The sequence below is a fragment of the Mesorhizobium robiniae genome (assembly GCF_040545535.1).
Classification (GTDB): domain Bacteria; phylum Pseudomonadota; class Alphaproteobacteria; order Rhizobiales; family Rhizobiaceae; genus Mesorhizobium; species Mesorhizobium robiniae.
In genome coordinates this window covers 578,924-603,351 of sequence record NZ_JBEPMC010000004.1, presented here as the reverse complement: position 1 = coordinate 603,351, position 24,428 = coordinate 578,924, and the positions used below count along the sequence as shown (strand labels likewise).

The 24,428-nt window shown below is 60.4% G+C and carries 19 protein-coding genes, 1 tRNA gene and 2 pseudogenes; 10 read left to right on the top strand and 12 right to left on the bottom strand.

Features of this window, described 5'->3' with window-relative positions; translation table 11 throughout:
• The first annotated feature begins 161 nt into the window (after positions 1–161).
• On the top strand, positions 162–1,322 hold the full coding sequence (locus ABID19_RS14880; RefSeq protein ID WP_354491641.1) for a D-Ala-D-Ala carboxypeptidase family metallohydrolase: 1,161 nt from the start codon (positions 162–164) through the stop codon (positions 1,320–1,322).
• A 178-nt stretch (positions 1,323–1,500) separates the two neighbouring features.
• Positions 1,501–1,575, top strand: a tRNA-Glu gene (locus tag ABID19_RS14875).
• A gap of 593 nt (positions 1,576–2,168) precedes the next feature.
• Here the strand turns inward: ABID19_RS14875 and ABID19_RS14870 are convergent.
• Positions 2,169–3,599, bottom strand: a complete 1,431-nt coding sequence (locus ABID19_RS14870) for a RodZ family helix-turn-helix domain-containing protein (RefSeq protein ID WP_354491539.1) — start codon at positions 3,597–3,599, stop codon at positions 2,169–2,171.
• A 151-nt stretch (positions 3,600–3,750) separates the two neighbouring features.
• Entirely contained in the window at positions 3,751–4,410 is a 660-nt protein-coding gene (locus ABID19_RS14865) for a DUF2161 domain-containing phosphodiesterase (RefSeq protein ID WP_354491639.1), read from the bottom strand.
• Positions 4,411–4,571: 161 nt separating this feature from the next.
• Between ABID19_RS14865 and ABID19_RS14860 the strand changes: the two genes are divergently transcribed.
• Positions 4,572–5,516, top strand: a complete 945-nt coding sequence (locus ABID19_RS14860) for a MurR/RpiR family transcriptional regulator (RefSeq protein ID WP_354491537.1) — start codon at positions 4,572–4,574, stop codon at positions 5,514–5,516.
• A 97-nt stretch (positions 5,517–5,613) separates the two neighbouring features.
• On the top strand, positions 5,614–6,930 hold the full coding sequence (locus ABID19_RS14855; RefSeq protein WP_354491536.1) for a M20 family metallopeptidase: 1,317 nt from the start codon (positions 5,614–5,616) through the stop codon (positions 6,928–6,930).
• A 146-nt stretch (positions 6,931–7,076) separates the two neighbouring features.
• Here ABID19_RS14855 and ABID19_RS14850 read toward each other — a convergent pair whose 3' ends face one another.
• From ABID19_RS14850 to ABID19_RS14830, 5 genes are read right to left on the bottom strand one after another with little or no spacing between them, the layout of a single operon-like run.
• A complete protein-coding gene (locus ABID19_RS14850) occupies positions 7,077–8,081 on the bottom strand; it encodes a branched-chain amino acid ABC transporter permease (protein ID WP_354491534.1) in 1,005 nt (334 codons plus the stop codon).
• The gene (locus tag ABID19_RS14845; protein ID WP_095485428.1) at positions 8,078–8,953 is read right to left on the bottom strand and encodes a branched-chain amino acid ABC transporter permease; all 876 of its coding nucleotides are present in this window, start codon (positions 8,951–8,953) and stop codon (positions 8,078–8,080) included. The genes ABID19_RS14850 and ABID19_RS14845 overlap by 4 nt, the downstream gene beginning before the upstream one ends.
• A 24-nt stretch (positions 8,954–8,977) precedes the next feature.
• Positions 8,978–9,697: an ABC transporter ATP-binding protein gene (locus ABID19_RS14840; RefSeq protein WP_354491532.1), complete on the bottom strand. Its 720-nt coding sequence runs from the start codon at positions 9,695–9,697 to the stop codon at positions 8,978–8,980.
• Complete coding sequence (locus ABID19_RS14835) at positions 9,694–10,431, bottom strand: ABC transporter ATP-binding protein (RefSeq protein WP_354491530.1); 738 nt, start codon at positions 10,429–10,431, stop codon at positions 9,694–9,696. Before ABID19_RS14835 ends, ABID19_RS14840 begins: the two co-directional genes overlap by 4 nt.
• A 4-nt stretch (positions 10,432–10,435) precedes the next feature.
• Positions 10,436–11,680 (bottom strand): ABC transporter substrate-binding protein, encoded by a 1,245-nt coding sequence (locus ABID19_RS14830; protein ID WP_354491528.1) that lies wholly within the window; start codon positions 11,678–11,680, stop codon positions 10,436–10,438.
• A gap of 204 nt (positions 11,681–11,884) precedes the next feature.
• Between ABID19_RS14830 and ABID19_RS14825 the strand changes: the two genes are divergently transcribed.
• On the top strand, positions 11,885–12,709 hold the full coding sequence (locus tag ABID19_RS14825; RefSeq protein ID WP_354491527.1) for an alpha/beta fold hydrolase: 825 nt from the start codon (positions 11,885–11,887) through the stop codon (positions 12,707–12,709).
• Here the strand turns inward: ABID19_RS14825 and ABID19_RS14820 are convergent.
• From ABID19_RS14820 to ABID19_RS14805, 4 genes are all read right to left on the bottom strand, one after another.
• The gene (locus ABID19_RS14820) at positions 12,706–13,002 is read right to left on the bottom strand and encodes a DUF982 domain-containing protein (RefSeq protein ID WP_354491525.1); all 297 of its coding nucleotides are present in this window, start codon (positions 13,000–13,002) and stop codon (positions 12,706–12,708) included. The genes ABID19_RS14825 and ABID19_RS14820 overlap by 4 nt on opposite strands.
• Positions 13,003–13,355: 353 nt before the next feature.
• Entirely contained in the window at positions 13,356–15,095 is a 1,740-nt protein-coding gene (locus tag ABID19_RS14815; RefSeq protein WP_354491523.1) for a hypothetical protein, read from the bottom strand.
• A gap of 112 nt (positions 15,096–15,207) precedes the next feature.
• On the bottom strand, positions 15,208–16,533 hold the full coding sequence (locus ABID19_RS14810) for an HlyD family type I secretion periplasmic adaptor subunit (RefSeq protein WP_354491521.1): 1,326 nt from the start codon (positions 16,531–16,533) through the stop codon (positions 15,208–15,210).
• A gap of 36 nt (positions 16,534–16,569) precedes the next feature.
• The gene (locus ABID19_RS14805) at positions 16,570–18,342 is read right to left on the bottom strand and encodes a type I secretion system permease/ATPase (protein ID WP_354491520.1); all 1,773 of its coding nucleotides are present in this window, start codon (positions 18,340–18,342) and stop codon (positions 16,570–16,572) included.
• Positions 18,343–18,781: 439 nt separating this feature from the next.
• Between ABID19_RS14805 and map the strand changes: the two genes are divergently transcribed.
• The 5 genes and pseudogenes from map to ABID19_RS14780 form a co-directional block, all read left to right on the top strand.
• On the top strand, positions 18,782–19,609 hold the full coding sequence (gene map, locus ABID19_RS14800; protein WP_354491518.1) for a type I methionyl aminopeptidase: 828 nt from the start codon (positions 18,782–18,784) through the stop codon (positions 19,607–19,609).
• 49 nt (positions 19,610–19,658) lie between these two features.
• Positions 19,659–20,309, top strand: coding sequence for a JAB domain-containing protein (locus tag ABID19_RS14795; protein WP_354491516.1), 651 nt, complete (start codon positions 19,659–19,661; stop codon positions 20,307–20,309).
• Positions 20,310–20,484: 175 nt separating this feature from the next.
• Entirely contained in the window at positions 20,485–21,726 is a 1,242-nt protein-coding gene (locus ABID19_RS14790) for a tyrosine-type recombinase/integrase (RefSeq protein WP_287339756.1), read from the top strand.
• A 486-nt stretch (positions 21,727–22,212) separates the two neighbouring features.
• Positions 22,213–22,581 (top strand): annotated as a pseudogene (locus tag ABID19_RS14785) (tyrosine-type recombinase/integrase); the annotation flags it as partial.
• Positions 22,582–22,898: 317 nt separating this feature from the next.
• Positions 22,899–23,226: pseudogene (locus ABID19_RS14780) on the top strand (tyrosine-type recombinase/integrase); the annotation flags it as partial.
• 98 nt (positions 23,227–23,324) lie between these two features.
• Here ABID19_RS14780 and ABID19_RS14775 read toward each other — a convergent pair.
• Complete coding sequence (locus tag ABID19_RS14775) at positions 23,325–24,416, bottom strand: hypothetical protein (protein WP_354491514.1); 1,092 nt, start codon at positions 24,414–24,416, stop codon at positions 23,325–23,327.
• Positions 24,417–24,428 lie beyond the last annotated feature (12 nt).

Here is a 24,428-nt window from a genome sequence, read left to right as displayed (position 1 = left end):
CGCCGCCATGACTTACCGGCCGGACATCGAGGGGGAATTTTGTTTTGAAATCAGCAGGATCGCGCCTCGCGAAGGGAGAACGCCGCGCCATTGCGGCCGCGCTTTTCTCCGTGCTCCTGGCGTCCTGCACCTCGGCCGGCGACCCATCCCTCTCCGTCGGCATGCCGGGCTACAATGCCTCGGCTGCGGACACCGGCTCGGCCTCCGGCAGCCAACAGGTCGCCGCTGAATCGTCGTCGCAGATGACGACTTCACAAATGACGATGACCGCCGAGGGCGACGCAAGCCTTCCCGAGCAGGTCGCTTATGTGCCGATGGCCAAGCCTGGAATTCAGGCGGGAGCCCCCCAGGAAGGCGCCGAGTCCGATGCCGGCTTCCCTGTTACGGCGCCTGCGGGCGCCGAGACGGCTGCAAACCAGACGCCGCAGTCGCAGGAACAGCCCGCGCAGACGGTTGAGCAGGCCGACGCTGCTAAGCAGAAGGCCAATGCGGCTACGCAGAAGACAGAAACGGCCGATGCCGGCACGGCCGCGCCGAAGTCCAAGGCCGAGCCCTCCGCGCCGGCGATGAACAATCCGGTCTATGCGACCGCAGGAGAGCCGCAGGCCTATGCGCCGAAGAAGAAGGGGTTTCTCGCCTCCTTGTTCAGCGTTACCCCCGCCTCGGCTGCGCCTGCGCCGCAGGCCACCAACAGATCGAGCGGAGAACCGGCGGCCGTCGAACCCAAGGCGGAAGCGGCAAAGCCGACCATCACCTTGGCCTCGGCCAAAGCGGCTGAAAAGCCGGTGCAACTGGCTTCGCTCGGCGATACCAGCCATTTTACCGACGATGCGCTGCCTGGCGTGCGCAAAACCGCACTCTTCGAGATCAAGCGCAAGTCCGGCCTCGACGACGAGAGCGACGTCGATCTGAACGAGGATGAAGGCGGCGCCTATCAGGTGGCATCCGCTGCCGGCCTTGCCCGGCTGGCTCCCAACGGTCTTTTGAAGCAGACCGAGAATGTCGACGTTGCCTGCCTCAAGCCTTCGCTGGTCCGCGTGCTGAAGACAATCGAGGGCCACTACGGCAAGAAGATGATCGTCACCTCCGGCTACCGTGATCCGGCCCGCAATCGTCGCGCCAACGGCGCCAAGAATTCGCTGCACATGTATTGCGCTGCCGCCGACATTCAGGTCCCAGGCGTCTCGAAAGCTCAACTGGCAAGCTATGTCCGCAGCATGCCCGGGCGCGGCGGCGTCGGCACCTACTGCCACACCGAATCCGTTCACATCGACGTCGGCCCCGAGCGCGACTGGAACTGGCGCTGCCGCCGCCGGCGGTAGCCTCTCGTTTACGCAACGTCCGCAGTGCGCCGTCTGAGGACGGCATGCGATGCCGCGCGGAACTGGGCTAAAGCGCCGAAAATGCGGGGTTTTGCGGCCACTGAAAAAAGTTGTCGCAGGCAGTGGCAGACGGGTTGCCGGTTTCGTGCAACGCAACTATAAGCGCTCACATCTGAGCGCGCCCATCGTCTAGCGGTCAGGACACCGCCCTTTCACGGCGGTAACAGGGGTTCGATTCCCCTTGGGCGTACCAGAGATTTTCAAGCGCTTAGCTCGAAACTTCCCTTCCCTATTCAATATTTAGCCAATTTCCTTTTGCCTTTGTCGAGTCCCGCGGTTCCTGTCACACTCCGTTTCAATTGAACGGGAGGGGAAATGACCGACTGGGATCACATTCGAAAATTTCGCTACACGAAAGATGCCCCTCCCCAGGAATGGCCTGAGGGCGTCCGCGCAATAAGCTTGGAAGGCATCACCCTCTTAGGCGTCAACCCGAGGACCAACAAACTTTATTGGGATGGACAGGAACTTGCGACGAGAAGTGCCTCGCCAACTTCGAGCGAGGCATAGCGCTGGCCGTCACCATTGCTACGGTAATCATGGCCATCATTGAGATCGCGCGCGCTGCAAGTTGGATTGATCCCTGACTACGGACTTGGGCGCGCGGATTTGACTTCAAACAGCATGCTGCCACTATCCGCAGGTCCATGCGACATGGATGCAAGATGGCGGAGAGGGAATCATGGTCGACAAAAAAAAGCTGCGCGGCAAGCAGCAGCGGCCCGGCCAATGTTCTTCGAACAAAGGCCGGGCCTGATCTAATTTCCTGCCGATAGCTCATTCAGGTCACAGCGAATGATGCTGCCATGGGAAATGGCTGGCGAGCTGCGTTTGAGCTGCGTCCCCCGTCCCGTCGCGGTCTGACCAGAGCGACCCCGTTGAACTGTCGTAGCTGACAAGGTCGGAACGATCATGCGCAGCCGTACCGGCAGACAGAGCGTCGGATGACCCCCCTCCCGACTTGAGGCCAGCGAAGAAGTCGTGGTCGAAGTGGGGCTTGTCCTGCAGCTTGTCGTGGAGCTTTTCCTGGAGCCAGCTGAAGTCGAAGGAGTCGCTGCCTCTGCGGCCGAACATGCCCTCGGCGCCGCCGCCCTTGCTGGCATGGGCGTCGACATTTTCATTGCCCTCGACGGCGTGGGTGAACCAATTGCCGGCCGTTTTGTTGGCGTGAGGCCCATTTTCCGAACCGCCCGAAAAGGCTTGGTTCATCGCAGCCAACAACCGGTCGACGCTGCTGCCCTCGCTCACGCTGTCGCGGGCATGATCGCCATGGGCATGAAAACCGCCATGGCTGGTCGTGTGGTGGGAAGCGGTCCCACTAGAACTGCCACTGACCGTCGGTTGGGAGGGAGCAGTCGCAGTGGAACTGCCATCGTCGGGAGCGGCGTGCCCAGTAGAGCTGCTGTCGCTAGAGTCGGCAGGGACAGTCGAGGTAGAGCCGTCATCGGACGCGTCGGCAGTGGCGGTCCCGGTGTCGCTGGTGTTGTGCTCGCGGAATACGGCTTGCAGTGCCGAGGAGCTTTCAAGCGCGGTGTCGCCGTTCTGCGTTCCCCACTTGTAGGTATAGTCGAAGGCGGGTGACGGAACCAGATCGCCCCAGTGATCGATCATGGTTTCCAGCTGTTCGGCGGTGGGCATGACATGTCTTCCGCCGTCGGAAGTCTCCCAATTGCCGCCGCCAAAGGCCTGATAGACCGGAACGATGCTGCTGGTCGGGATGCCCGATTCAACCGCGGCAGCCACGGATCTGTCGATCATGTCATAGTCGACCGTGTCCGTTCCCGTGCGCACCGGATAGGGGTCCAATCCGAAATAATCGATACCGGTGTTGGCTGGATTGTAGGTATTGGAGAAGTCTGGATTCTCCGGGGATCCCATGTTCATCATGGTGATGAAGGTCTTGGCGCCTGGGAAATTGTCGTGGATCCAGTCGGATTCCGCCTTCAGGTCTTCAGCGGTCGCATAGGTGCCCCACCTGCCGGTGGGATCCGGCTCGTCAACAAGGTAGAACCCAAACACCTTCGGATTGCCAAGGAAGGGCGTGACTTTGTCGATGAACGATGAAGTTACCCCGTCGGCCTCGCCAAGATAGACCAGGGCCTTCGTGCCCTCCGGCAATTCGTCGAGCTGGCTGGCGTATTGAACGTCAGCCAGGTTGAATCCGGCGGTTGCGATTTCCGCAGCGGACCCACCCGATGTGTAGTGCAGAGTAGCCATTCAAATTCCTTTTTCTTATTTTCTTAGCGCCCCGCGGTGCCCTGCCTACTCGACGGGTATATTAGCTACAAATCACATACCCGCACCCCTTGATAGAAATTTTGAGAATTTTCGGAACGAAACGGCCCCTGCAAGCTGGATATCGTCGCGCTCAACCCGCGTGCTGCGGCCAGCGCTGTAAGGCTGCATAGCCAGCCTCTGTAAGCGCATAGACGCCACGCTCGGCCCGGGCGAACCATCCATAGACGTTGTCAAGCAGGATCTTGGCGGCGCGCGGTGAAATGGCTTTCAGATCGCGCGGCCGCTTCGGGCCATCGGTCATCGCAGCGGCGCAGGCCAGCGCATCTTGTCTGTAAGCGGTCATTATCGGCGCACGGGAGCCACCACCGACCACAGGGTCGCCGCGCCGGCGCCGATGCTCGTCCACCAGACGCGATCTTCGCCTCGGGTCCCGTCGGGGCGGCAAGGCGACCGGGCTGAGCAGCAATTCGACGTTGCCAGCGGCGCCGACCCCCAGAAGCCCGAAGCCAAGCCGCCGGCAGAGTGCGCGGAACCGGCGATCGTGCTCGCGGCCTTTGCCTCGGCTTGACATCCGCGCCGCGAGCCAGACCTCGTCGCATGACGCGGCACGATCGACACCTTGAAGTATGAGCTCAAGGTTGAACTGCAGCTTCAACTCGCAGATGACGACCACGGGCGGCTCGCCGTCACGCACGCCCACGACATCGCAGCCACCAATTTCGCCTTTGACGGTGAATTCCAGGCTCTCAAGAAACCGCTTCACCGGCATGTAAAGAGACGTTTCCTGCATGCCTGTGGCATAGCCGATTCGTGGCTGGCTGGCACCGAACCCCTTAGCCATCATCAATAGTCACCCCTACGGTCTTTGTAGAAACAATTCCAAAAATTGACATCGACATCAGAATTTGTAACTTCTCTATCATCGGCTGAATACGGGAAGGGAGAGGTCCGGTGTCGATCCGCGAAGAGTTGGCGCATACCACCCTGGCCCTCACATCCGCCGAATCCAAGATCGTGCAGGTCCTGCTTGCCGACTATCCAATGTCGGGCCTCGGGACTGCCTCGCGGCTGGCAAAGGCAGCGGGCGTCAGCGACCCGACCGTCATGCGCCTCATGGTCAAGCTCGGCTATGGCGGCTTTGCCGCCTTCCAGGCCAAGCTTCTGGCGGAAATCGAATCCCGCCTGCATTCTCCACTACTGATGATGGAGGCGAAGCGGCCTGCCAATTCGAGCGAAGGCACTGTCAACGACTACTTCCATTCGGTTTCCGACAGCCTGGAGCGAACGCGCACGGCGGTTCCCTCGCAGAGTTATGGCCGCGCCGCCAGGATGCTGCTCGACTGCAAAGGCCAGGTCGTGCTGCTCGGCGGACGCTTCAGCCGCCACATCGCCTCGATGCTCGCCGGTTATCTCGTGCAGTTCCGTCCCAGCGTGCACGACATCGGCGCTCTGGCGCCGACGGATTTCGACCTGCTGATCGATCTCGGCAAGCGCGACCTGCTCGTCGTTTTCGACTATCGCCGCTACCAATCGGACGTGGTGAACTTCGCCCGCCAGGCGCGCGAGCGAGGCGTGGGCATCCTGCTCTTCACCGATCCATGGCTGTCGCCGATCTCCGAACACGCCGACCTGACGCTGATCGCGGCGATAGAGGCCAACTCGCCGTTCGACACGCTGGCGACCGCCGTCGTCCAGATGGAGACCGTATTTGCCCATGCGCTGGAGAGCGAAGGCCAGACGGTGCGCAAGCGTATCGAGGACATCGAAGGGATCCGCCGCGCCAATGGCGTGACGCTCGACGCCTCGGATTTCGTCAATCCCGGCCGCAGCGCAGCCGCCGGCGATCCGGCAAAGTGGGCGGCACCATTCGTCAGGGGCAAACCCAAATCGACGTAACCGGCCCGACATGATCGGCGCAGCATGAGCGGCTGAGCCACCCCGCAGCACCAAAGAGACAATCACGAACGCCGCAGAGGCACGAAAGGACATCGACATGCTGGATAGGGATGCGGCCGTCGCCGCTGCGCAAGCCGAGATCGACAAGGATCGCGACTGGGTGATCGGGCTGACCAGCGACATGGTGCGGATTCCTTCGGTGAATCCCAAATTCGAGGCCAAACAAGGCCTGAACCGCGAGGCCGACGTGCAGGCGCTGCTGGAGCCGATCCTCAAGGCGGACGGTTTCGCGACCGAACAATGGGACGCGTTGCCGGGGCGGCCCAATCTGGTCGGCGAATGGGCCGGCGACGAGGAACGCAGCCTGATCCTGTGCGGTCATATCGATGTCGTGCCGGTCGGCGAAATGAAAAACTGGTCGGTCGATCCGTTTGGCGGCGACATTACCAACGGGCGCCTCTACGGCCGCGGCGCTGTCGACATGAAGGGCGGCGTTGCCGCCTGCATCGCGGCGGCGCACGCCATCCGCAAGGCCGGCATCAAGCTCCAGGGCCGGCTGGCGATCCACACTGTGGTCGACGAGGAAGCCGGCGGCTTCGGCGCCATGGACGCGGTCGCCAGGGGCAAGCTCGCCAAGGCGGTGCTGGTCGCCGAACCGACCTGGGGCGATGTCCTGCCGGTCGAGGGCGGGCTGGAATGGGCGCGGGTGACGATCCGCGGCCGCAACGCGCATTCGGCGCTGCGCTACAATGAAATCTATCCGCAGCGCCATGACAAGGACCGGCTAGAACCGGGCGTCAATGCCATCGAACTCGCAGCGCGTTTCATCACGGCCGTGCGCCAATACGAACTCGACCGCACGCGGGCAAGATCGCATCCGCTGCTGCCGCTCGGCATGAACACGATCAACATCGGCGTGATGCACGGCGGCACCGGTCTTGGCGAGAACGGCTTGCCGACGGTGATGACCAATCCGGCGATCATCCCTGATGTCGCGGTCCTCGATCTCGACATGAAATTCCTGCCCGACGAGAACTCGGCCGATTATCGCCGCGATTTCGAAACTTTCGTGCATCATTTCGCCGCCACCGATGCCTGGCTGCGCGACAACCCGCCGACCATCCAGTGGGAGCTGGGCGGCCTTTATTTTCCGCCGATGAACACCGCGCCAGACCATCCGCTGGTCAGGTCGCTCGTCGCCAACAAGGCGCGCATCGGCAAGACGCCTGAGGTGAAGGGGTTCGTCGCCGTCTGCGACGCCGCGCACTATGCCGGCGCCGGCGTCGACGGCGTCATCTTCGGTCCGTCCGGCGACGGTTTTCATGGCGCCGACGAATATGTCGAGATCGATTCGGTGGTGGAGACCGCCAAGGTCATCGCCGCCTCCGTCATCGACTGGTGCGGCGTGCGCTAGACTCGAGCTGGTTAAGGTGTGTTGAGATTCAGGTCAGGCCGAGGCGAAAATGGTGGGTTCCGAGAACCGGAGCGCAGCGTACTTTTGGGTACGTGAGCACCGGAAGCGCAGGAAGCCGCCATTTGCGCCTCGGCCTGACCTGAATCTCAACACACCTTGATGCGGTCGGCCACCATCGCCCAGGCGGCGCGGATCATGCCGACGAGGCCGCTCGGGTAGACCAGCATGATCACGATGATGAGCAGCGCCGAGATCATCAGCCGCCACGCGCCGAAATCGGCCATTGCCTCGGAAAAAACGGTGAGCACGAAAGATGCGATGATCGCGCCGTAGATCGTGCTCGTTCCGCCGAGAAGCACCATCGACAGGATGATGGTCGCCAGGCTCATGCCGAACACGTCGATCGAGGCGTTGCGCTGGTAGGCGGCGTAGAAGGCGCCGGCAATCCCGGTGAAGAAGGCGCTTGCCGCCAGCGTTACCATGCGCTGCCTCACCAGCGAGACGCCGCGGCTGATGGCGTATTCCTCATTGTCGCGCAGAGCCACGATGCTGGCGCCGGCGCGAGAGCGCACGAACAGCCGCAGGAACAGCGTGCTGAAAACCAGAAGTGTCAGCGCAATGTAAAAATAGGCGAGCTTGCCGTCGCGGACCATGTTGTGGTCGAAAAGATAGAGGCCGGGCACCCGCACCAGACCTTGCGTGCCGCCCGTCAGGTCCGACTGGCTGATGATAACCTGCATGACGAGTTGTGCGAAGCCGAAGGTCACCAGGATGATGTAGATGCCCTTGAGCCGCAGGATCGGAATGGTCACCAGCACGGCCGCCAAGGTGGCGATGGCGCCGCTCGCCAAAAGCGCGATCCACGGATCGACGCCGGCCAGCTTGGCAAGCAGGCTGTAGGCATAGACGCCGATGCCGAACAGCGCCAGATGGCCGAAATTGAAGACGCCGCCATAGCCGAGGCTGAGGTCCCAGTTCGAGGCGACGATGGCGTAGATGAAGATCATAATCAGCACATGCCGGCTGTAGCTGTCGCCGAAGACGAGCGGCAACAGGGCAAGCAGCACGAAGCCGGCCACGAAGCCGATCGCCTCGCGGTTCCAGGCGACGCGGCCGGGAGCAGACGGGATGGCGATGTCGAGAAGGGTCATGCGAGCCCCCTGGACCGGCTGGCGAAAATGCCCTCGGGGCGCACCATGAGCGTCGCGATGAGCACGAGGAAAAGCAGTGCAGGCGTCCAGTAGAGGCCGAAATAGTAGTTGCTCGCCGCCTCGAAGAACCCGATCAGGTAGGCAGCGAAGATCGGTCCTGAAATGCTTGAAATACCACCGAAAACCACCACGATCAGCGCTTTGAGCAACGGGTCTGCGCCCATCGACGGGTTCATGAAGCGGTAGCCGCCCATGAAGATCCCGGCCAGCCCCGCCAGCGACGCGGCGATGGCGAAGGCAAGGCCGTAAAGCGCCGTGACGTTGAGGCCGACGAGTTGGCTCGCATCCTCGTTCTGCGCGACGGCCCTCAGCGCAAGGCCGAGCCGCGTCCGGTTGAGGAACGACCACAAGGCTGCGAGGATCAGCGGCGTGATGACGATGATCGCGATCTGGTGCAGCGACACGCCGACACCGGCGATGGTGGTGTTGCCCTCGATCAGGCTCGGCAGCTGCTTGGAGCGCGGCCCCCAGACCGTCAGCGCGCCGTTTTCCATCAGCGAGCCGGCGGCCAGCGTTGTGATGACAACGACCAGCACGATGTTGGGACGGCCGATCAGTGGCCGCACCACCGAGGCCTGCAGGATCCAGCCCGCGCCGGCCATGACGATGACGGCGAGCGGAAAGGCGATCACCACCGGCAGGCCGAAGGCGACGAGCTGCCAGGCGAAATAGGCGCCCAGCATCATGAACACGCCATGGCTGAAGTTGAACACGCCGATCGTCGTCCAGACCAGCGCCAGCCCGACCGCCATCATGGCGTAGAGCGAGCCCTGGAACAGGCCGCCGAAGAAGATATCCGAAAACATACTCATGCCCGAACCCTGTCCAATCCTGCCTCAATGCCCGAAATACATCGCCATGATTTCGCTGTGCTCGATGCTCTCGCCCGGCCGGATCTCGGTCTTGACCGCTCCGTGATCGACAAGAAAGAGCTGCCGGCTGAGTTCGAGCAGGAATTCGATATCCTGCTCGACGACGACGAGCGGCACGCCGCCCTTCGAAATATCCATGACGGCGGTGCAGAGTTCGTCCTTGATCTTCGGCGCCAGTCCAAGCGTCGGCTCGTCCAGGATCAGCAGGCGCGGATGGCTCATCAGCGCCGTGCCGATCGACACCATCTGGCGTTCGCCGCCGGAAAGCGTGCGCACCCTTTGCCGCCATCGTTCGGCGAGTTTCGGGAACAGTTTTACCACCTTTTCGCGGTTCTCGGCCTCGTGCGGCCGTGCGCGCGGCGAATAGGCGCCAAGCGCCATGCAGTCGCCGATCGTCAGGTCGGGAAACAGCTTGTTGCCCTGCGGCACATGGATGAGACCGGTGGCGACGATGGCGCGCGCGCTCAAGCCGGTAATGTCCTTGCCGTCGAAGACGATGCGGCCGCGTTTCGGCGCGACCAGGCCGGAAATCGTCCTCAGCAGCGTCGTCTTGCCGTGACCGTTCGGCCCGAACAGCCCGACATTGCCGAACCGGCCGGCCTCGAGCGTGATTTCATGCAGAACGGTCACTCGGCCATAGCCTGATGTAACCGCCTCGATGCTCAGGATCGGGATCCCGCTCACGCCGCCGATCTCCTTGTCCCGAGATAGGCTTCCACCACGCGGTGGTCGGCAATCACGCTCTTGGGCTCGCCCGCGGCGAGCACGCGGCCCTGGTTCAGCACCAGAAGATGTTGCGACAGGCTCATCAGGAAGGTCAGCACATGCTCGATCAGCACCACGGTGATGCCGCGCGCCGCTGTCCGCCTGATCAAACCGATCGACGTCTCGATCTCCGGCTTGGTCAGGCTCGATGCCGGCTCGTCGAGCAAAAGCATGCGTGGTTCCGTGGCGATTGCGGTTGCGAGCATCAGGCATTTGCGGTCGAACACCGACAGTTCGCCGGCAAGCCGTCCAAACGTCGCCGACGAAAGGCCGACGAACTCCAGCGCCTCGGCGGCGCGGGTCCGCGCCTCGACCACCCCTCGCCCGGGCTTGCCGTAGCTCGCGCCGATCAGCGCGTTCTCGAACACGGTCAGCCCGTCGAAGCTGGTCTCGCGCTGGAAGGTCCTGAGAAGGCCGAGCTGTGCAATGGCGTTGCCTGTTTTGCCCTGGATCTCCATTCCGTCGAACCGTATCCGGCCCTTGTCGGGGCCGAACGGGATACCGGTGATGACGTTGAACAGCGTGCTCTTGCCGCTGCCGTTCGGCCCGGCGACGCCGAAGATTTCCCCGGCCTCGACGGCGAACGACACGTCGTCGACCGCCTTGAGCGAACCGAACGCTTTCGATACGCCCTCGACTTCAAGCAGCGGCATGCCGCTATTTCATCCAGGGCTGCGGCTTGAACTCGCCGGTCGCGTATTTGGCGGGCGAGATCAGGGTGCGGTTGCCGTCCCATATCTGGAAAAAGGTGATCGGAATGTAGTCGTCGCCCTGCATGGCAAGATGCGTCGCCGGATCGAATTTCAGGCGGCCTTCGGCGACCTGCTTGTCGGTCTCGGACAGCGCCTTCATGATCGCGGCATGGTCGCTCGGGTCGCCGGCCTTTTTCAGCGCGTCGAAATAGACATTGACCATCTCGTAGAGGCCGACGCCGTAGGTGCCGCTTTCAACGCCGTATTTGGCCTTGAACTTGCCCGCCACTTCGTCGGCGCGCGGGTTCTTCGGCGTCGTCAGCGCGCCGCCGAGAAGGTTGTAGATCACGCCGTTCGACTTTTCCTTGGTCAGCTCGACGAATTCCGGAACGCTCGGCGCATATTGCAGGAACACCAGGCTCTTGGTCGGCTGCTCCAGGAACTGGTTGAGGAACGAGGCCGAGTTGCCGGGCAGATAGTCGGTGTTGATGACCACGTCAGGCACGTCTTCACGCACCTTCGCCAGGATCGAACGCCAGTCGGTCACGTCACCGAAGGGCACGAGTTCGTCGACGGTGATGGTCCAGCCCTTCTCCTTGAAGGTCTTCTTCATGCCCTCGGAAATGGTCTTCGAATAGGCGTTGTCGGACGAGATGATGGCGACCTTCTTGGTCGGCAGCGTAATCTTGCCTTCGGCCGCCAGCTTCTCGACAAAAACCGTTACATCGGTGTTGTAGGCGTCGAAGGACGGGGTCAGGGACCAGCAGCAGGCATATTTCTCCGGATCGGGCGCGATGATGTCCTTGGTCTGCTGCGACGTGGCGGCAAGCATGTAAGGCATCTCCGCCTCGGCCATGTTATCGATCTCGAAATTGGTCAGGCTGGCATAGCCGGTCAGCATGAAGTGCACGTCCTGGTCGCCGAGCAGGCGCTCGACCGCGCTGGTGACGTTCGCCGCCGACTGGTCCTTGACGTCGCCCACGACCAGCTCGAACGTATGGCCGTCGACGCCGCCGGCGTTGTTTGCCTCGTCGATCGCCATCTGTGCGCCACGCTGGAATTCCTGGCCGTCGGCTGCTGCCGGGCCGGTCAGCGGCGCCAGCAGGCCGATCTTGACGACGTCGGCGAATGCCGGCGCAGTGGCCAGCATCACACCGAGCGACGTTCCGATCAGCATATGCCTGAAATGGCGTTTCATCGACTTGGTCATCATTGATCCTGTTCCCCTGTTATTATCGTGACGATGGTTGGATGATTGACAAATTATGCACAGGCGGGTCAATTTGAAAAGATATTTTCATGCAGGCGCGAACAAATTTGACTGCTAAGCAGTCCGCGCGAACTGCAGCGGTCAGGCGAATCGAGACACGGGCGAAAATCGAGACAGGAGACAGTGCGAATGGAGAGGGCGCGAATGGAGACCACGATCAAGACGATCGAAACCAGTCACGGCACGCTGGCCGTGCGCGAAAGCGCCGGTACCGGCATGCCGGTGCTGATGATCCACGGCAATTCGTCGTCGGGCGCCGTCTTCCGCAATCAGTTCGACGGCAGGATTGGTGCGGCCTACCATCTGATCGCGGTCGATCTTCCGGGGCATGGCGAGTCCTGCGACGCGGTCGATCCGGAGCGCAGCTATTCGATGCCGGGTTACGCCGACGCGATGACCGAGGTGTTGAACCGGCTTGGTATCGAACAAGCAGCCGTCTTCGGCTGGTCGCTGGGCGGTCATATCGGGCTGGAGATGATCGACCGCTATCCCGGCATGCTCGGCCTGATGATCACCGGCACGCCGCCGATCGCCGCCGCCGATCTAGGCAAGGGCTTCAAGACCAGCCCGCATATGAACCTTGCGGGCCAGGAGGTCTTCACCGAAGAGGACATCGACGCCTATGCGCACTCGACCTGCGGCGAGCCTTATGACCAGCTGCTCCGCAATGCCGTCGCACGCACCGATGGCCGCGCGCGCAGACTGATGCTCGGCAAATTCGCGGCGGGCGAAGGCAAGGACCAGAGCCAGATAATTCTCGGCAAAACGCCACCGATCGCAGTCCTCAACGGCGCCGACGAACCGTTCGTCAACACCGACTTCGTCGATACGATCCCGTTCTCCAATCTCTGGGAAGGCAAGAAACACCTGATCAGCAATTCCGGCCACGCGCCGTTCTGGGATTCGCCGGACCGGTTCGACCCGATCTTCGATCGCTTCCTCAAAAGCCTCGAGCCCGGCTGGCGTTAGATCCTGAGCCCCTTTGCCTCGCCAGGACGTTTGCCTGGAACCATCATATCCCTGGCCAGGAGGCGGCTCACCCGGCAGAACGTCAGGAATGCCCGGCAGGCCTCCTCGGTCTCGACCAGGTCGACCGTGGCGCCGAAGCATGCATTGAACGCAGCCTGATAGACCGGACCTTGCCGGCGAGCCGGCCAAGCCTGCAGGAAATCCAGCGCCTGTTCGACGCTGTAGATTTCCTCGATAGGCAGGCCGGATGCGGGCGTGATGCGCACCGGCACCTTGAATTGCAATCTGTCCATTCATTGTCTCCCGACACCGCCGCAGCAACGCCGTTCATCGCGAAAGGTTGCTCGACCGGCTCTCGCCTTGGGCTCGACGTCTCAGAAGTGGCTAACTTCGATCGGAGCCCTGTGAAGGATGGGCTGAAACCTGAAACAAAAAACCCGCCTCAGCGGCGGGTAACTGGCGCACATCAGCACCGTGCCTGAATCGATAGCATAACTGCCGTCACAAAGCAACGGATTCGCGAGCTTGCGGAGCGCGCAAGGATTGACGTGCGAATCCTGGTCGAACGACCCTCACCGAATTTCGCCCATCGAATAGCATCATCGCTGACCGGTGATGGCGCATCAGAACGAAAAGGCTTTCGCTCTCAGGCGAACAAAAAGTCATCCGCCGTCAGCACGTTCGTAAAGTTTTCGAGAATAACTTGATCGACCCCCGCGGTAATGATGGTGCTGGTTCCACTTTGGGCAATAGCGAGATCATTGAACGACTGCACGCCCTCCACACCACTAAACATGATACTATCGCCTTGGTCCTGGCTGAAGTCGTAAATGGTATTTTGGGTTCCAACCGTCATTGCACCATCGTCCTTGAATATGAACAGGTCTTGGCCACCCTCAGCGAAGTCGCTCAGTTGCCCATCACCCCACATGTCATTGATGACCGTGCAGCCGGCTGCCGCGCTCCCAGCGTACAGGACATCGTTGCCGCCCGTGGCCGAACCGGACATTTGTAAAGCGTCACCGCATAAGAAGTTACTGACTTGGCCGCTTTCGCTGTTCTGGCCCCCGGTAAGAATATCGTTGCCGCCCGTGGCGGCCCCGGACATAGCGAATGCGTCGCCGTACAGCTCGTTTTGAGTGTCAGGAAAGAAGCTCTTATTGCCGCCGGTTAGGTCATCGTTGCCGCCCACAGCGCTGCCGAGCATCGTAACAGCATCGCCATAGCCCAGATTATTGGTGCCTTGCAGCACGGCCCCGTCATCGCCACCGCGAGCATCGTCGGACATGTTGGCGCCCGCGTCGCCGTAGAACGTTACCTGAGACCCACCCACGCTCGTGAAGGTGTCGTTGCCGCCCTCGGCGAAACCGGAAAGGTCGCCGCCCGCATCGCCATAGAGAGTTTTGCTCGGGATCTCTCCACCCAAGTCTGTGTAGTGGTCGTCGCCGCCCTGAGCATGGCCAGACATATTGCCGCCGGCGTCACCGAAGAAAGTGGCGGTTGAGAAGAAGCTGCCCGTGAAGGTGTCGTTGCCGCCCTTACTGTGACCCGACATATCGCCGCCGGCATCACCGTAGAAAATGTTGAGGGAGTCGGTCCTGCTCGTGAAACTGTCGTCGCCGCCCTGCGCATTGCCGGACATATTGCTGCCGGCGTCGCCGAAGAACGTGTTGGTGGCCTGTCTGGAACCCTGGAAGGTGTCGTTGCCGCCCTTACTGTGACCCGACATTTCGCCGCCCGCATCGCCGTAGAAGGTGTGGGTAGCTCCTTGTACAGTGCTCGTCACAAAAGTGTCGTCGCCGCCCTGAGCATGGCCGAACATGTTGCCGCCAGCGTCACCGTAGAAGGTGTTGTCTAGCCGTCTACCCTCTTCACTGCTGAAGGTATCGTTGCCGCCCTTGCTGTGACCCGACATGTCCTCGCCCGCATCACCGTAAAAGGTGTTGAAGGACTCGCCGTCGACGCTAAAACTGTCGTCGCCGCCCTGAGCGTGACCGAACATGTTGCCGCCGGCGTCACCGTAGAAAATGTTGGTGGATCGGAAGGCGCCCGTGAAAGTGTCGTTGCCGCCCTTGCTGTGACCCGACATATCCTCGCCCGCATCACCGTAAGCAGTGATGGTGGAGGAGCTTGACCCCGTGAAGGTGTCGTTGCCGCCTCGCGTAGAATTGAACATGCTGCCAACCGCGTCACCGTAGAAAGTGTAGGTCGAGGGTTCGTTTTCGGTGAAAGTGTCGTTGCCGCCCCTCGAGAAATCGAACAGGCTGCCGCCAGCATCGCCGATTAAGATAGGTGTAGCCAGATCGCCTACGAGGATGTCATCGGTTCCCCATTGGCGATGCGACAGATCTCCGGGCGTAAAGGGAATGCGTTTAGACTTAGCCATCGTACGCTCTCCTGTTAGGCCTACCCGACCCATCACAGTCCTAAGCTGTCGGGCTAGAGCGAGCAATAATCACGGAGGACTAGTTCGGCTCTTTAACTGAACGACGGACGAGCTATTCTTCGCGAAACGCCTTGCCGAAAGAATCCAGGAAAGGCCGCAGGAGGTAATTCAGAAAGGTCCGGTCGCCGGTTCCGATGAAGGTTTCAACAGGCATTCCGGGATAGATCTGTTCTCGCTTGATCTCCACCGGAAGCTCCTCGTCTATCTTCATTCTTGTCGCATAGAACGATTGGCCGGTCTTGTCGTCGACGATGCGGTCGGCTGATATGTAGATGACTTTTCCACGCACTCGCGGCGTAATGCGTGCATTCAGCGCGCTCAGCATCATATGCGCTTCCTGCCCCAGCCTGATCGAGTCGATATCCTGCAAAGAGATGCGTGCCTCGACAACCAACTCATCGGTGGTCGGCAGCAGTTCCATTACGACTTCACCGGGTCGGATAACCCCGTCCTCGAAATTATATGACGAGTGAACCACGATGCCGTCGGTCGGGGCCTTCACAATCGTCCGTTGAAGGATGGATTGGGCAGCGTTGATCTGTTCTTGGAGGTCGGCCAGTGATGAGCGGACCGTATTCAGTTCGCTGACGGCCTCCTCCACTCGCGATGTCGTTAGTCTCTCGATTTGTTGACTGGCCTCCGCAAGTTGCGTTGCAGTTCCAGCGATCTGCGATTCTATCGCTCCAGCCTGGCCGACAAGCGAAGCACTGGTTCGCAAGAGTTCGGTATACTCGCTGCGGTTTGTCAGGCCTTTTTCAAGCAGTTGCTTCTTGCGCTCGGCTTCTTCTCGCACGATTGTCAACTGTTCTTCCGAAGCTTTCTTTTGTGCCCGAAGCCCGGTGACGGATTCCTTCAAAGTTTCGATCCGCTGCCGCAGAATTTCCTGCTCGGCATGATAGCGCGCCAGACGTGCCTCAAATTCCTTTCGTTGCTGGGCGATAACATCCTGGACGTCGAGTCCACCCGAGGGGCGCTCCAGGTCAGGAGGCATGTCGATTTCGAACAGTCCGTCGCGCTCAGCTTCAAGCCTCGCTGCTTTGGCTCTCTGGGATATCAACTGTTTGACAAGACGGTTGACCTGCGTCTCAGCCGCTGTTGCGTCGATAACGAAAAGCGGGTCTCCCTTCTTGACCCTGTCGCCTTCCTTAAAGTGGATCTTTCGTATGACGCCGCCTTCGAGATGTTGGATCATGATGTTCTTGCCGGCAGCGGCAACAACACCTGGCGCAATTGCCGCGCCGGCTATCGGCACGGTGGCTGCCCACAGGCCAAATCCACCAATGAAGGCTGCTATCGCTGAGTAGCCGGCAATGGCGATCTTCCCAGTTCGCGTGGGAATTTTTCTATGCCAGCGGAAATTCTCAGCTTCGTCTTGCATACATGTCCTTTGGACGGCCGAGCCCAACGCCGTGGCTCAGTTCTCCAGGCGAGGCGGTATCGATTGGTCCGGCAAGCCTCGGCCTTCGTTCGCGGTTCCAACAAGGGATTTTGCAGTCGCAGACTGTGTCGTGGGTTTGTTTTGTCCTTGAGCCAATCGGTGCAACACATCCTGGGCCGCGCCGTATAGCTCGATCTGTCCATCTCGAAGCATCAGGATCCGGTCGCATTTCGCAGCAAGCGACGGGCGATGCGTGATGAGCAGAACTGTTCTTTTGTCTGAACGGGCATTAAGGATCGCTCGCTCGAGGGCAGCTTCACCTTCTGCGTCCAGGTTTGCGTTTGGCTCGTCGAGCACAAGAATTCTAGGGTCGCCGAAAAACGCGCGGGCAAGCCCGATGCGTTGTCTTTCTCCGCCAGAGAGCCTCACTCCCATCGGGCCGATTACCGTTGCGTAGCCGCGGGGAAGACCGAGCACCAGTTGGTGCACGTGAGCGCGTTCTGCAGCCGCTATGATCTCCTGGTCGAACGGATCAGCTTCAAATCGTGAAATATTCTGCGCGACCGTTCCGGGAAAAAGTTCCACATCCTGCGACAGATATCCGAAATGCTTACCGAGTTGATCCGACCGCCAGTTCTGGATGTCGGCGCCGTCTATCCGCACGACGCCAGAGCGAGGCTTGACAGCGCCGACTATCAATCTTGCAAGCGTCGACTTGCCAGCCTGGCTGGGTCCGATGATGGCAACGCACTCGCCGGCGTTAACAGAAAAACTCAACCGCTTGATCAGTGGAAGATCGCCAGGGTCGGTGTTGGGCAGGAAGTAGACGACCTGGTCGAGTGTCAGCGCGCCGACGGGCGGGGGCAGTTCCACACCGGCGTGCCTTTCGCTGAAAATCTGCTTTTGCAACGCGGTGACTCTTTTCCAGGCCTGGCCCGTTTCAGCGATTTGCCGCCAGCTGCCGACGATCTGGTCGATGGGTTGCAGTACACGCCCCGAGATGATCGAAGCCGCGAACATCATTCCCGCCGTCATTTCGTCAGCCAGGACGAGATAGGCGCCTGCGGCAAGCGCGGCCAGTTGCAGCAGGATGCGGATTGTCCGTGACAGGCCGCCATAGAACGCATTGTTTCGCGCGACTTTGTCCGACGCGCGGAGCGACTGTGCAAAGCGATCGCCCCAGAACTCGATAATGCTGGAAACCATCCCAAGCGCGCGCACGGTTTCGAAATTACGCGCAAAAGTCTGTGCGGCATTCATCGTGGCGGCGAGCGTGTCGCCGGCCTCCCTGCCGCTTCGGCTTGTAACTGCCTGATTGAGCAGCGCGATGATAACCATGATGACCACACCAACAAGCGTGATCGCAAACAGTAATGGGTGAACAAAATAGAGCAAAACCAGGAAAAGCGGCCCAAAAGGCAAATCGAAGAGGAAGAACAATAAACGTGAGGCAACGAAACTGCGGATTGTCGCTAGGTCGCGCAACGGTTGGACGTCGCCGAAGCCGGCTCCCGGACTATTCATCGCTGCGAGAAAGGCCGCAGATCCCAATCGAGCGTCAAAGCGTGCAGCCAACCGATTTGCATAAAGCGAGCGGACTACTTCCAAAACCCCAAGGACCGCGAGCCCGGCGACCGAAAACAGCGATAGATAAATGAGGGTGTTCATGCTCGACGACGGCAGAACCCGATCATAAATCTGTAAGAGATAAAGCGGAGGTACGAGCAACAGTACATTAACGGCAGCGGAAAACACCCCGATCTCGAACAGGCTTTTCGACAACGGCAGCCTGCCGTTCGAAGTCGACATTCCCCATCCCTCCCGAAGTAACGCTCGTCTCCCGACCACCGAAATCTATATCATGATGACCTAATGTATCGCATCGCGCCAGAGCGTTGTCCGAGCTGGCTCCTTCTCATCCATCGCGGACCCCGAAATCGAGGTCCTGAGTGTCATAGGCGATCGATTTCGATGCGGACGGATGCACACCGAGCGTTGGCTGAGCCTGCAGCCCACGTCCAATCTGGTGCAAACGAAGTAGCGCACAGCGCAAGAGGAATTTGCGCGCTACTCGGCTGGGCATCTTTGCACGGGCTTAACGCACAAGACGGTGTTAGGCAGGAATTTTCGCCGGCTTGTGCCCGTGATCGGCAGTTCGTCCTTGAACCTGACGCCATCAGGTGCCAAATCTGGGAGGATTTTCGCGCGGGCTCATTAGAAGCCCCCTCTCCCGGCAAAACGGACAAGAATGGTCACCTATCTCGACGCCGCCACGGCACCGCTCAGAAACACCGGCCAGATCCGCCTCTATGGCGAAGAGGGCTTTGCCGGCATGCGCAAGGCCTGCGATCTTACCGCGCGCTGCCTCGACGAACTGGTGCCGATGGTCGCGCCCGGCGTCACCACTGAAGCCCTCGACCGCTTCGTCTTCGAGTTCGGCATGGATCATGGCGCATTGCCGGCGACGCTCAACTATCGCGGCTACACGAAGTCGTCCTGCACTTCGATCAACCACGTCGTCTGCCATGGCATTCCCGACAACAAACCGTTGAAGGACGGCGACATCGTCAACATCGACGTCACCTACATCCTCGACGGCTGGCACGGCGATTCCTCACGCATGTATCCGGTGGGCACGATCAAGCGCGCCGCCGAGCGCCTGCTCGAGGTCACGCATGAATGCCTGATGCGCGGCATCGCCGCGATCAAGCCCGGCGCCCGTACCGGCGCCATCGGCGCTGCCATCCAGACCTATGCCGAAGGCGAGCGCTGCTCGGTGGTGCGCGATTTCTGCGGCCATGGCGTCGGCCAGCTCTTTCATGATGCGCCGAACATCCTGCACTATGGCAGCGCCAACGAGGGCGTCGAGATGCGGCCGGGCATGATTTTCACCGTCGAGCCGATGATCAATCTCGGCCGGCCGCATGTAAAAGTCCTGTCGGACGGCTGGACGGCGGTGACGCGCGACCGCTCGCTGTCGGCGCAATACGAGCACACGATCGGCGTCACCGAGACCGGATGTGAGATTTTCACGCTGTCGCCGAAAAAACTCGACCGCCCCGGCCTGCCAGCCTAGTGTTTCTCCCGGCGCCGGACCTTTCCGGTCAATGGGGTGCGGGTGGCTTATGGGGACAAAGAGCGACGACGAGCGGAGTTTCTTCTCCGAAAACCATGTTCAGCCCTTGGCGAAAGCCGAGCCCGTCGAAAAGCCGCATTATCTCGGTCATCGCGATCGCTTGCGCCAACGGTTCGCAGCCGCGGGTCCCGACGCCCTCCCCGACTACGAATTGCTGGAGCTCCTGCTCTTTCGGCTGATCCCCCGCGCCGACACCAAACCCGTCGCCAAGGCATTGCTGGCGCGCTTCGGCACGCTAGCCGAGGTGCTTGGCGCGCCCGTCGCGCGGCTTGAGGAGGTCAACGGCATCGGTCCGGCGGTGGCGCTCGACCTGAAGGTGGTTGCCGCAACCGCGCAGCGCATGGCGCGCGGCGAGATTGCCGGCCGCGAGCTATTGTCGACCTGGACGCAGGTCCTCGAATATTGCCGGTCGGTCATGGCCTTCGAGGAACGCGAGCAGTTCCGGATCATGTTTCTCGACAAGAAGAACGCGCTGATCGCCGACGAGGTGCAGCAGGTCGGCACCGTCGATCACACGCCGGTCTACCCGCGCGAAGTGGTCAAGCGCGCGCTCGAACTCTCGGCCACGGCGATCATTCTGGCGCATAACCACCCCCAAGTGCCTATTTCGATCCCGCAGGGTCACGCTCTATCCCGCTGATTCATCTGTATTTTCAAGCTTGTCGTAAACCCGGTTAGCGTGGCAGATTCGAGGTGCCTTTAGGGGGATCAAAACCCCTTCAGACCCCAGTTGCCGACCCTTCTTTTTTGGTGGGTATAAACCCCACTCCTCATCCGTCGGCAAAGCCCACTCTCAACCCAAGGGGAGAACAAGCATGCCGATTATTTCAGATGGAGAAATACGCGCCGCAATCAGGCGGATCGAACAAAGTGGAAAGCAGGAAACGCTTGTTGATGGCGACGGGCACGGCACCGGCCGGCTCATACTCATTCTCAAGCCCATGCCGACTCGCGTGACGGCCGATTGGATGGCGCAACAATGGCGCGACAAGAAGCGCGTCAAAAAGAAGATCGGATCCTACCCGTCGATGTCCCTCGCCACGGCGCGCGAGATTTTCGACCGCGATTTTGCAAGACTTATTCAGAAGGGCCGGAGCATCAAGATCGCGACCGACGCACGGGCCGGGACTGTCCAAGACCTTTTCTCAGGCTATGTCGCCGCCCTCAAGAGCGCGGGCAAGCCCTCCTGGAAAGAGACGGAAAAGGGTCTCAACAAAATCGCCAACACGCTCGGCCGCCACCGCCTTGCCCGCGAAATTGACCCTGAGGAAATTGTGGAGGTGATCCGGCCGATCTATGAGCGCGGCGCCCGCGCCATGGCGGACCACGTCAGAAGCTATGTCCACGCCGCGTATAGCTGGGGCATGAAATCCGAACACGATTATCGGAACTCATCACCGCGCCGGTTCCGGATTCCGTTCAATCCCGCTTCCGCGATTCCGACCGAGCCGAAGGTGCGGGGCACACGCTGGCTCGATGAGGCCGAATTCGCCCGTCTCTATTGGTGGCTCGACTGCCCTGACGTCCCGGTCCACCCCTCCTATCCGCGCGCAATCCAACTCATCATGCTCACCGGGCAGCGCGTTGAAGAGATCGCACGTCTCCATGTGGAACAATGGGATGCGGCCGAAAAGATAATAGACTGGTCGAAGACGAAGAACGATCAGCCGCACGCCGCACCCGTACCGTCCCTGGCTGCAGAACTCATCGAGTCCATCACTCCGAACGAATATGGCTGGTACTTCCCATCGGCGAACGATCCATCCCGGCCGGTCAGCCATGGCTCGCTCTACAGTTTCGTGTGGCGGCAACGGGACCGCGGGGTCATACCTTTCGCGACCAACCGAGACCTACGGCGGACCTTCAAAACCCTCGCAGGCAAAGCCGGCATCTCGAAGGAAATCCGCGACCGCCTGCAGAACCATGCGCTGCAGGATGTCAGTTCGAAGAGCTACGATCGCTGGACCTACATGCCTGAGAAGCGCGCAGCGATGAAGAAATGGGACGCATATGTCAGAAAGATGCTGGCACGGAACACATTCACGCTGGCGGCATGAATGCGTATCCTCTCGGACGGCTGGGCGACATCTGGCGCCGTTGGCAGGTCGATGCCCGACGGTTGATCGACGGAGACGGGCCTCGTGCTTACTATTCAGCGGCACGCAGCCGAAAGCAGGCGATCGTGTAGGCTTCTGGCATTGGACCAAAGTCGCCTCGGAAATCGCAAGGCTCTCCACCATTTGCCGAGATAGATCGGGCTGTCCTTCAGCGCATTATCGATGAGGAGCCACCGACCGATCGAAGTCGCGCCGAAGGCCGGGCTCGTTCCTTCATGGAATTGAAATCTGCGCAGTAGAAAGGCAACTCGGCGGGAGCGCACGGCGCGTCAGCAGGCGAGGAACCGACAGTGGCGATCCGGTCCAATCCATCATTGGCGCGATGGCGAAATGCCGAGATGCGCCAACCTGCGATTTCTTTTCCTTTTCCACTACTTAGGCCGTCTAGATCACCATCCGGATCGCCTGGAAAGACCTGGACACCTGGACAAGGAAGGCAAGCGCGTACTCGTGCCCGCTATGAAGAACCCGGGCCAGAAGATTGGGAACGATGTGTGGTGCGATCTGCAGGAGGAAGCATTGGCGATAGTCGAAGCCACGCCCAGCGTTGCGGAACAAATCTTCCCGTACACAACGGACGCGATCGGCGCGTCCTTCACGCGAGCCTGCAAGATCCTGGGGATCGAGGACCTTCGTTTTCATGACTTGCGGCACGACGGCGTTTCGAGATTGTTCGAGCTTGGCTTTAACATCCCAAAGGTCGCGTCAAATTCCGGACACCGATCCTGGACATCCCTCAAGCGCTACACGCACTTGCGCCAAACAGGAGACAAGTACGACGGTTGGAAATGGCTCACAGAGGTGACGAAGAACGACCCAACCTTAAATCTCGCGCGACACGGCCAATCCCCACGCCGACGGCGTTCCGACCGGAACAATGCTAGCGGTCAGCATAAGCGATGAAGGCACGCCGATAGACGGCCAATTAGGCTCAGCTTGCGGCCTGGCGCCATGGCGGCAACCGTGCCGAGCAAGAAGGATGTTGAGGACGGTGGAGCGCAACACTATCAACGCAACGGGAGAAGAATGGGGAGAGCCATGGATTACCACAGGTGGTTGGCGTTGACACAGGGACAGCGGATTTTTCGCCGCTTGGCCATTTTGACGCCGGTCGAGGGTGCGCAGAACTGAAGATCCATGACCTTCATTTTCATGATTTGCGCCACGAAGGGACGAGCCGCCTTTTCGAAGCAGGGTTCACATTGAACAAGTAGCGCTGGTCAGGGGTCACAAGGATTGGAAGATGTGCGGCGCTATACGCACCTCAAGCCGGAAATGCTTCACATATCCAAGCGGCGCTGCATAATTGCCGCGAGTGACCGTACCAGTTCGCAATCTCCGGCGGCGTTGAACGCCTCCGATCGACGGCCGTGGCCACGATCTCGCTGCTTTGAAACAGAGCGTCGGTGGCTTCCCATAGGTAACCTATCGCGGATTTAATGTGTAAGGTTTTGTGTAACCCTGTCGTGGGATTTTCTGGCAGCTGTTTGCATTTTCGCTCCCGGTGTCGGCATCAGATGTAGCCACGCTTGGCCAAATTACCTCTCTGAGCCACGTGTCATGCGAGATGGCATGTCTGGGCTAAGAAACGCCATTGGATTGTCGGAGGCCAATACGTATTCGGGCCAGTCGTCTACGATCAACTGGACGTCTTGGGCATTAGGGGAACGCAGAAGTGCGTGCTCAGTCGCGGTGATGAATTTATCGATGCCGTCTACAATTTGCGCGGCAGCGTTGATCGCCGGCATCGTAAGACGCACACCATTACCCATCCGGTCGAGAACGATGTGGCAGCAAAGAGGATGGTACCGCTTTGTGGCCTGAAGAAAGCGGAGGTAGTCGAACCCACGCCCCTGCCGTGCGGTAATATGCACATCGTAGAGATAGCCATACCTACCCGCAATCTGGCCTGTCGGCTTGGCAAGCAGCCACGGCCGACGCAAGGCTTCTATTGTCACGCCAAAACGCAGGTCGGGAGGGGCGATGCCAAACCGAGCGATGCCGTCGCCGGCGGCGGACCAAGGAAATGGGTCAAGTGTGATGAACTGCCTAGCTACTGGGTCTCGCTTAGCCGGATAAATCGGGTGAGCCTCGTTGTAGGTCGTAACGAATCTCCAGACGCCTTTGTCGATATCGTCAAGCATCTGAGTCACCCGCTGGAGATCGGCCGGGTGTCCATTTCGAAAATGAGCTACCCGATTGCGAATTTGACGGATTTCTTCGAGACGGGCGTCCCATACAGATTTGACCGGTAAGTAAGGTGCAAACAGCCGCCGATGTCTGCTGATAATCTTCAGGAGCGCGTCGAAGGCGATGTAGCTCAGCGGGCTGCGCTCGCGCGTCGGCATATGCGTTAGTCGGCTATCGGCTTGTATCGACCGAGCTCCGGCTAATTGTGGACGTTTTTTGGGAGGCTTCTGTGAGCGCTTACCTGATTGAACATCAATCTGGTCCGCCCAGGCTGTTCCATACCGCGCGCTTAGCTCTACGTAGACGATTTCCCGCAACCACAATTCGAGCTGCCAAAGCTTCGTGTAACAGGCTAGGCGTCCCACAGGCATGGGAGGCCAGATATCTTCGATCAACAGGTCTGATGGATTTCGTCTGCGCGTTCTCTTCATATCGGCCATTGGTGAGCGGCC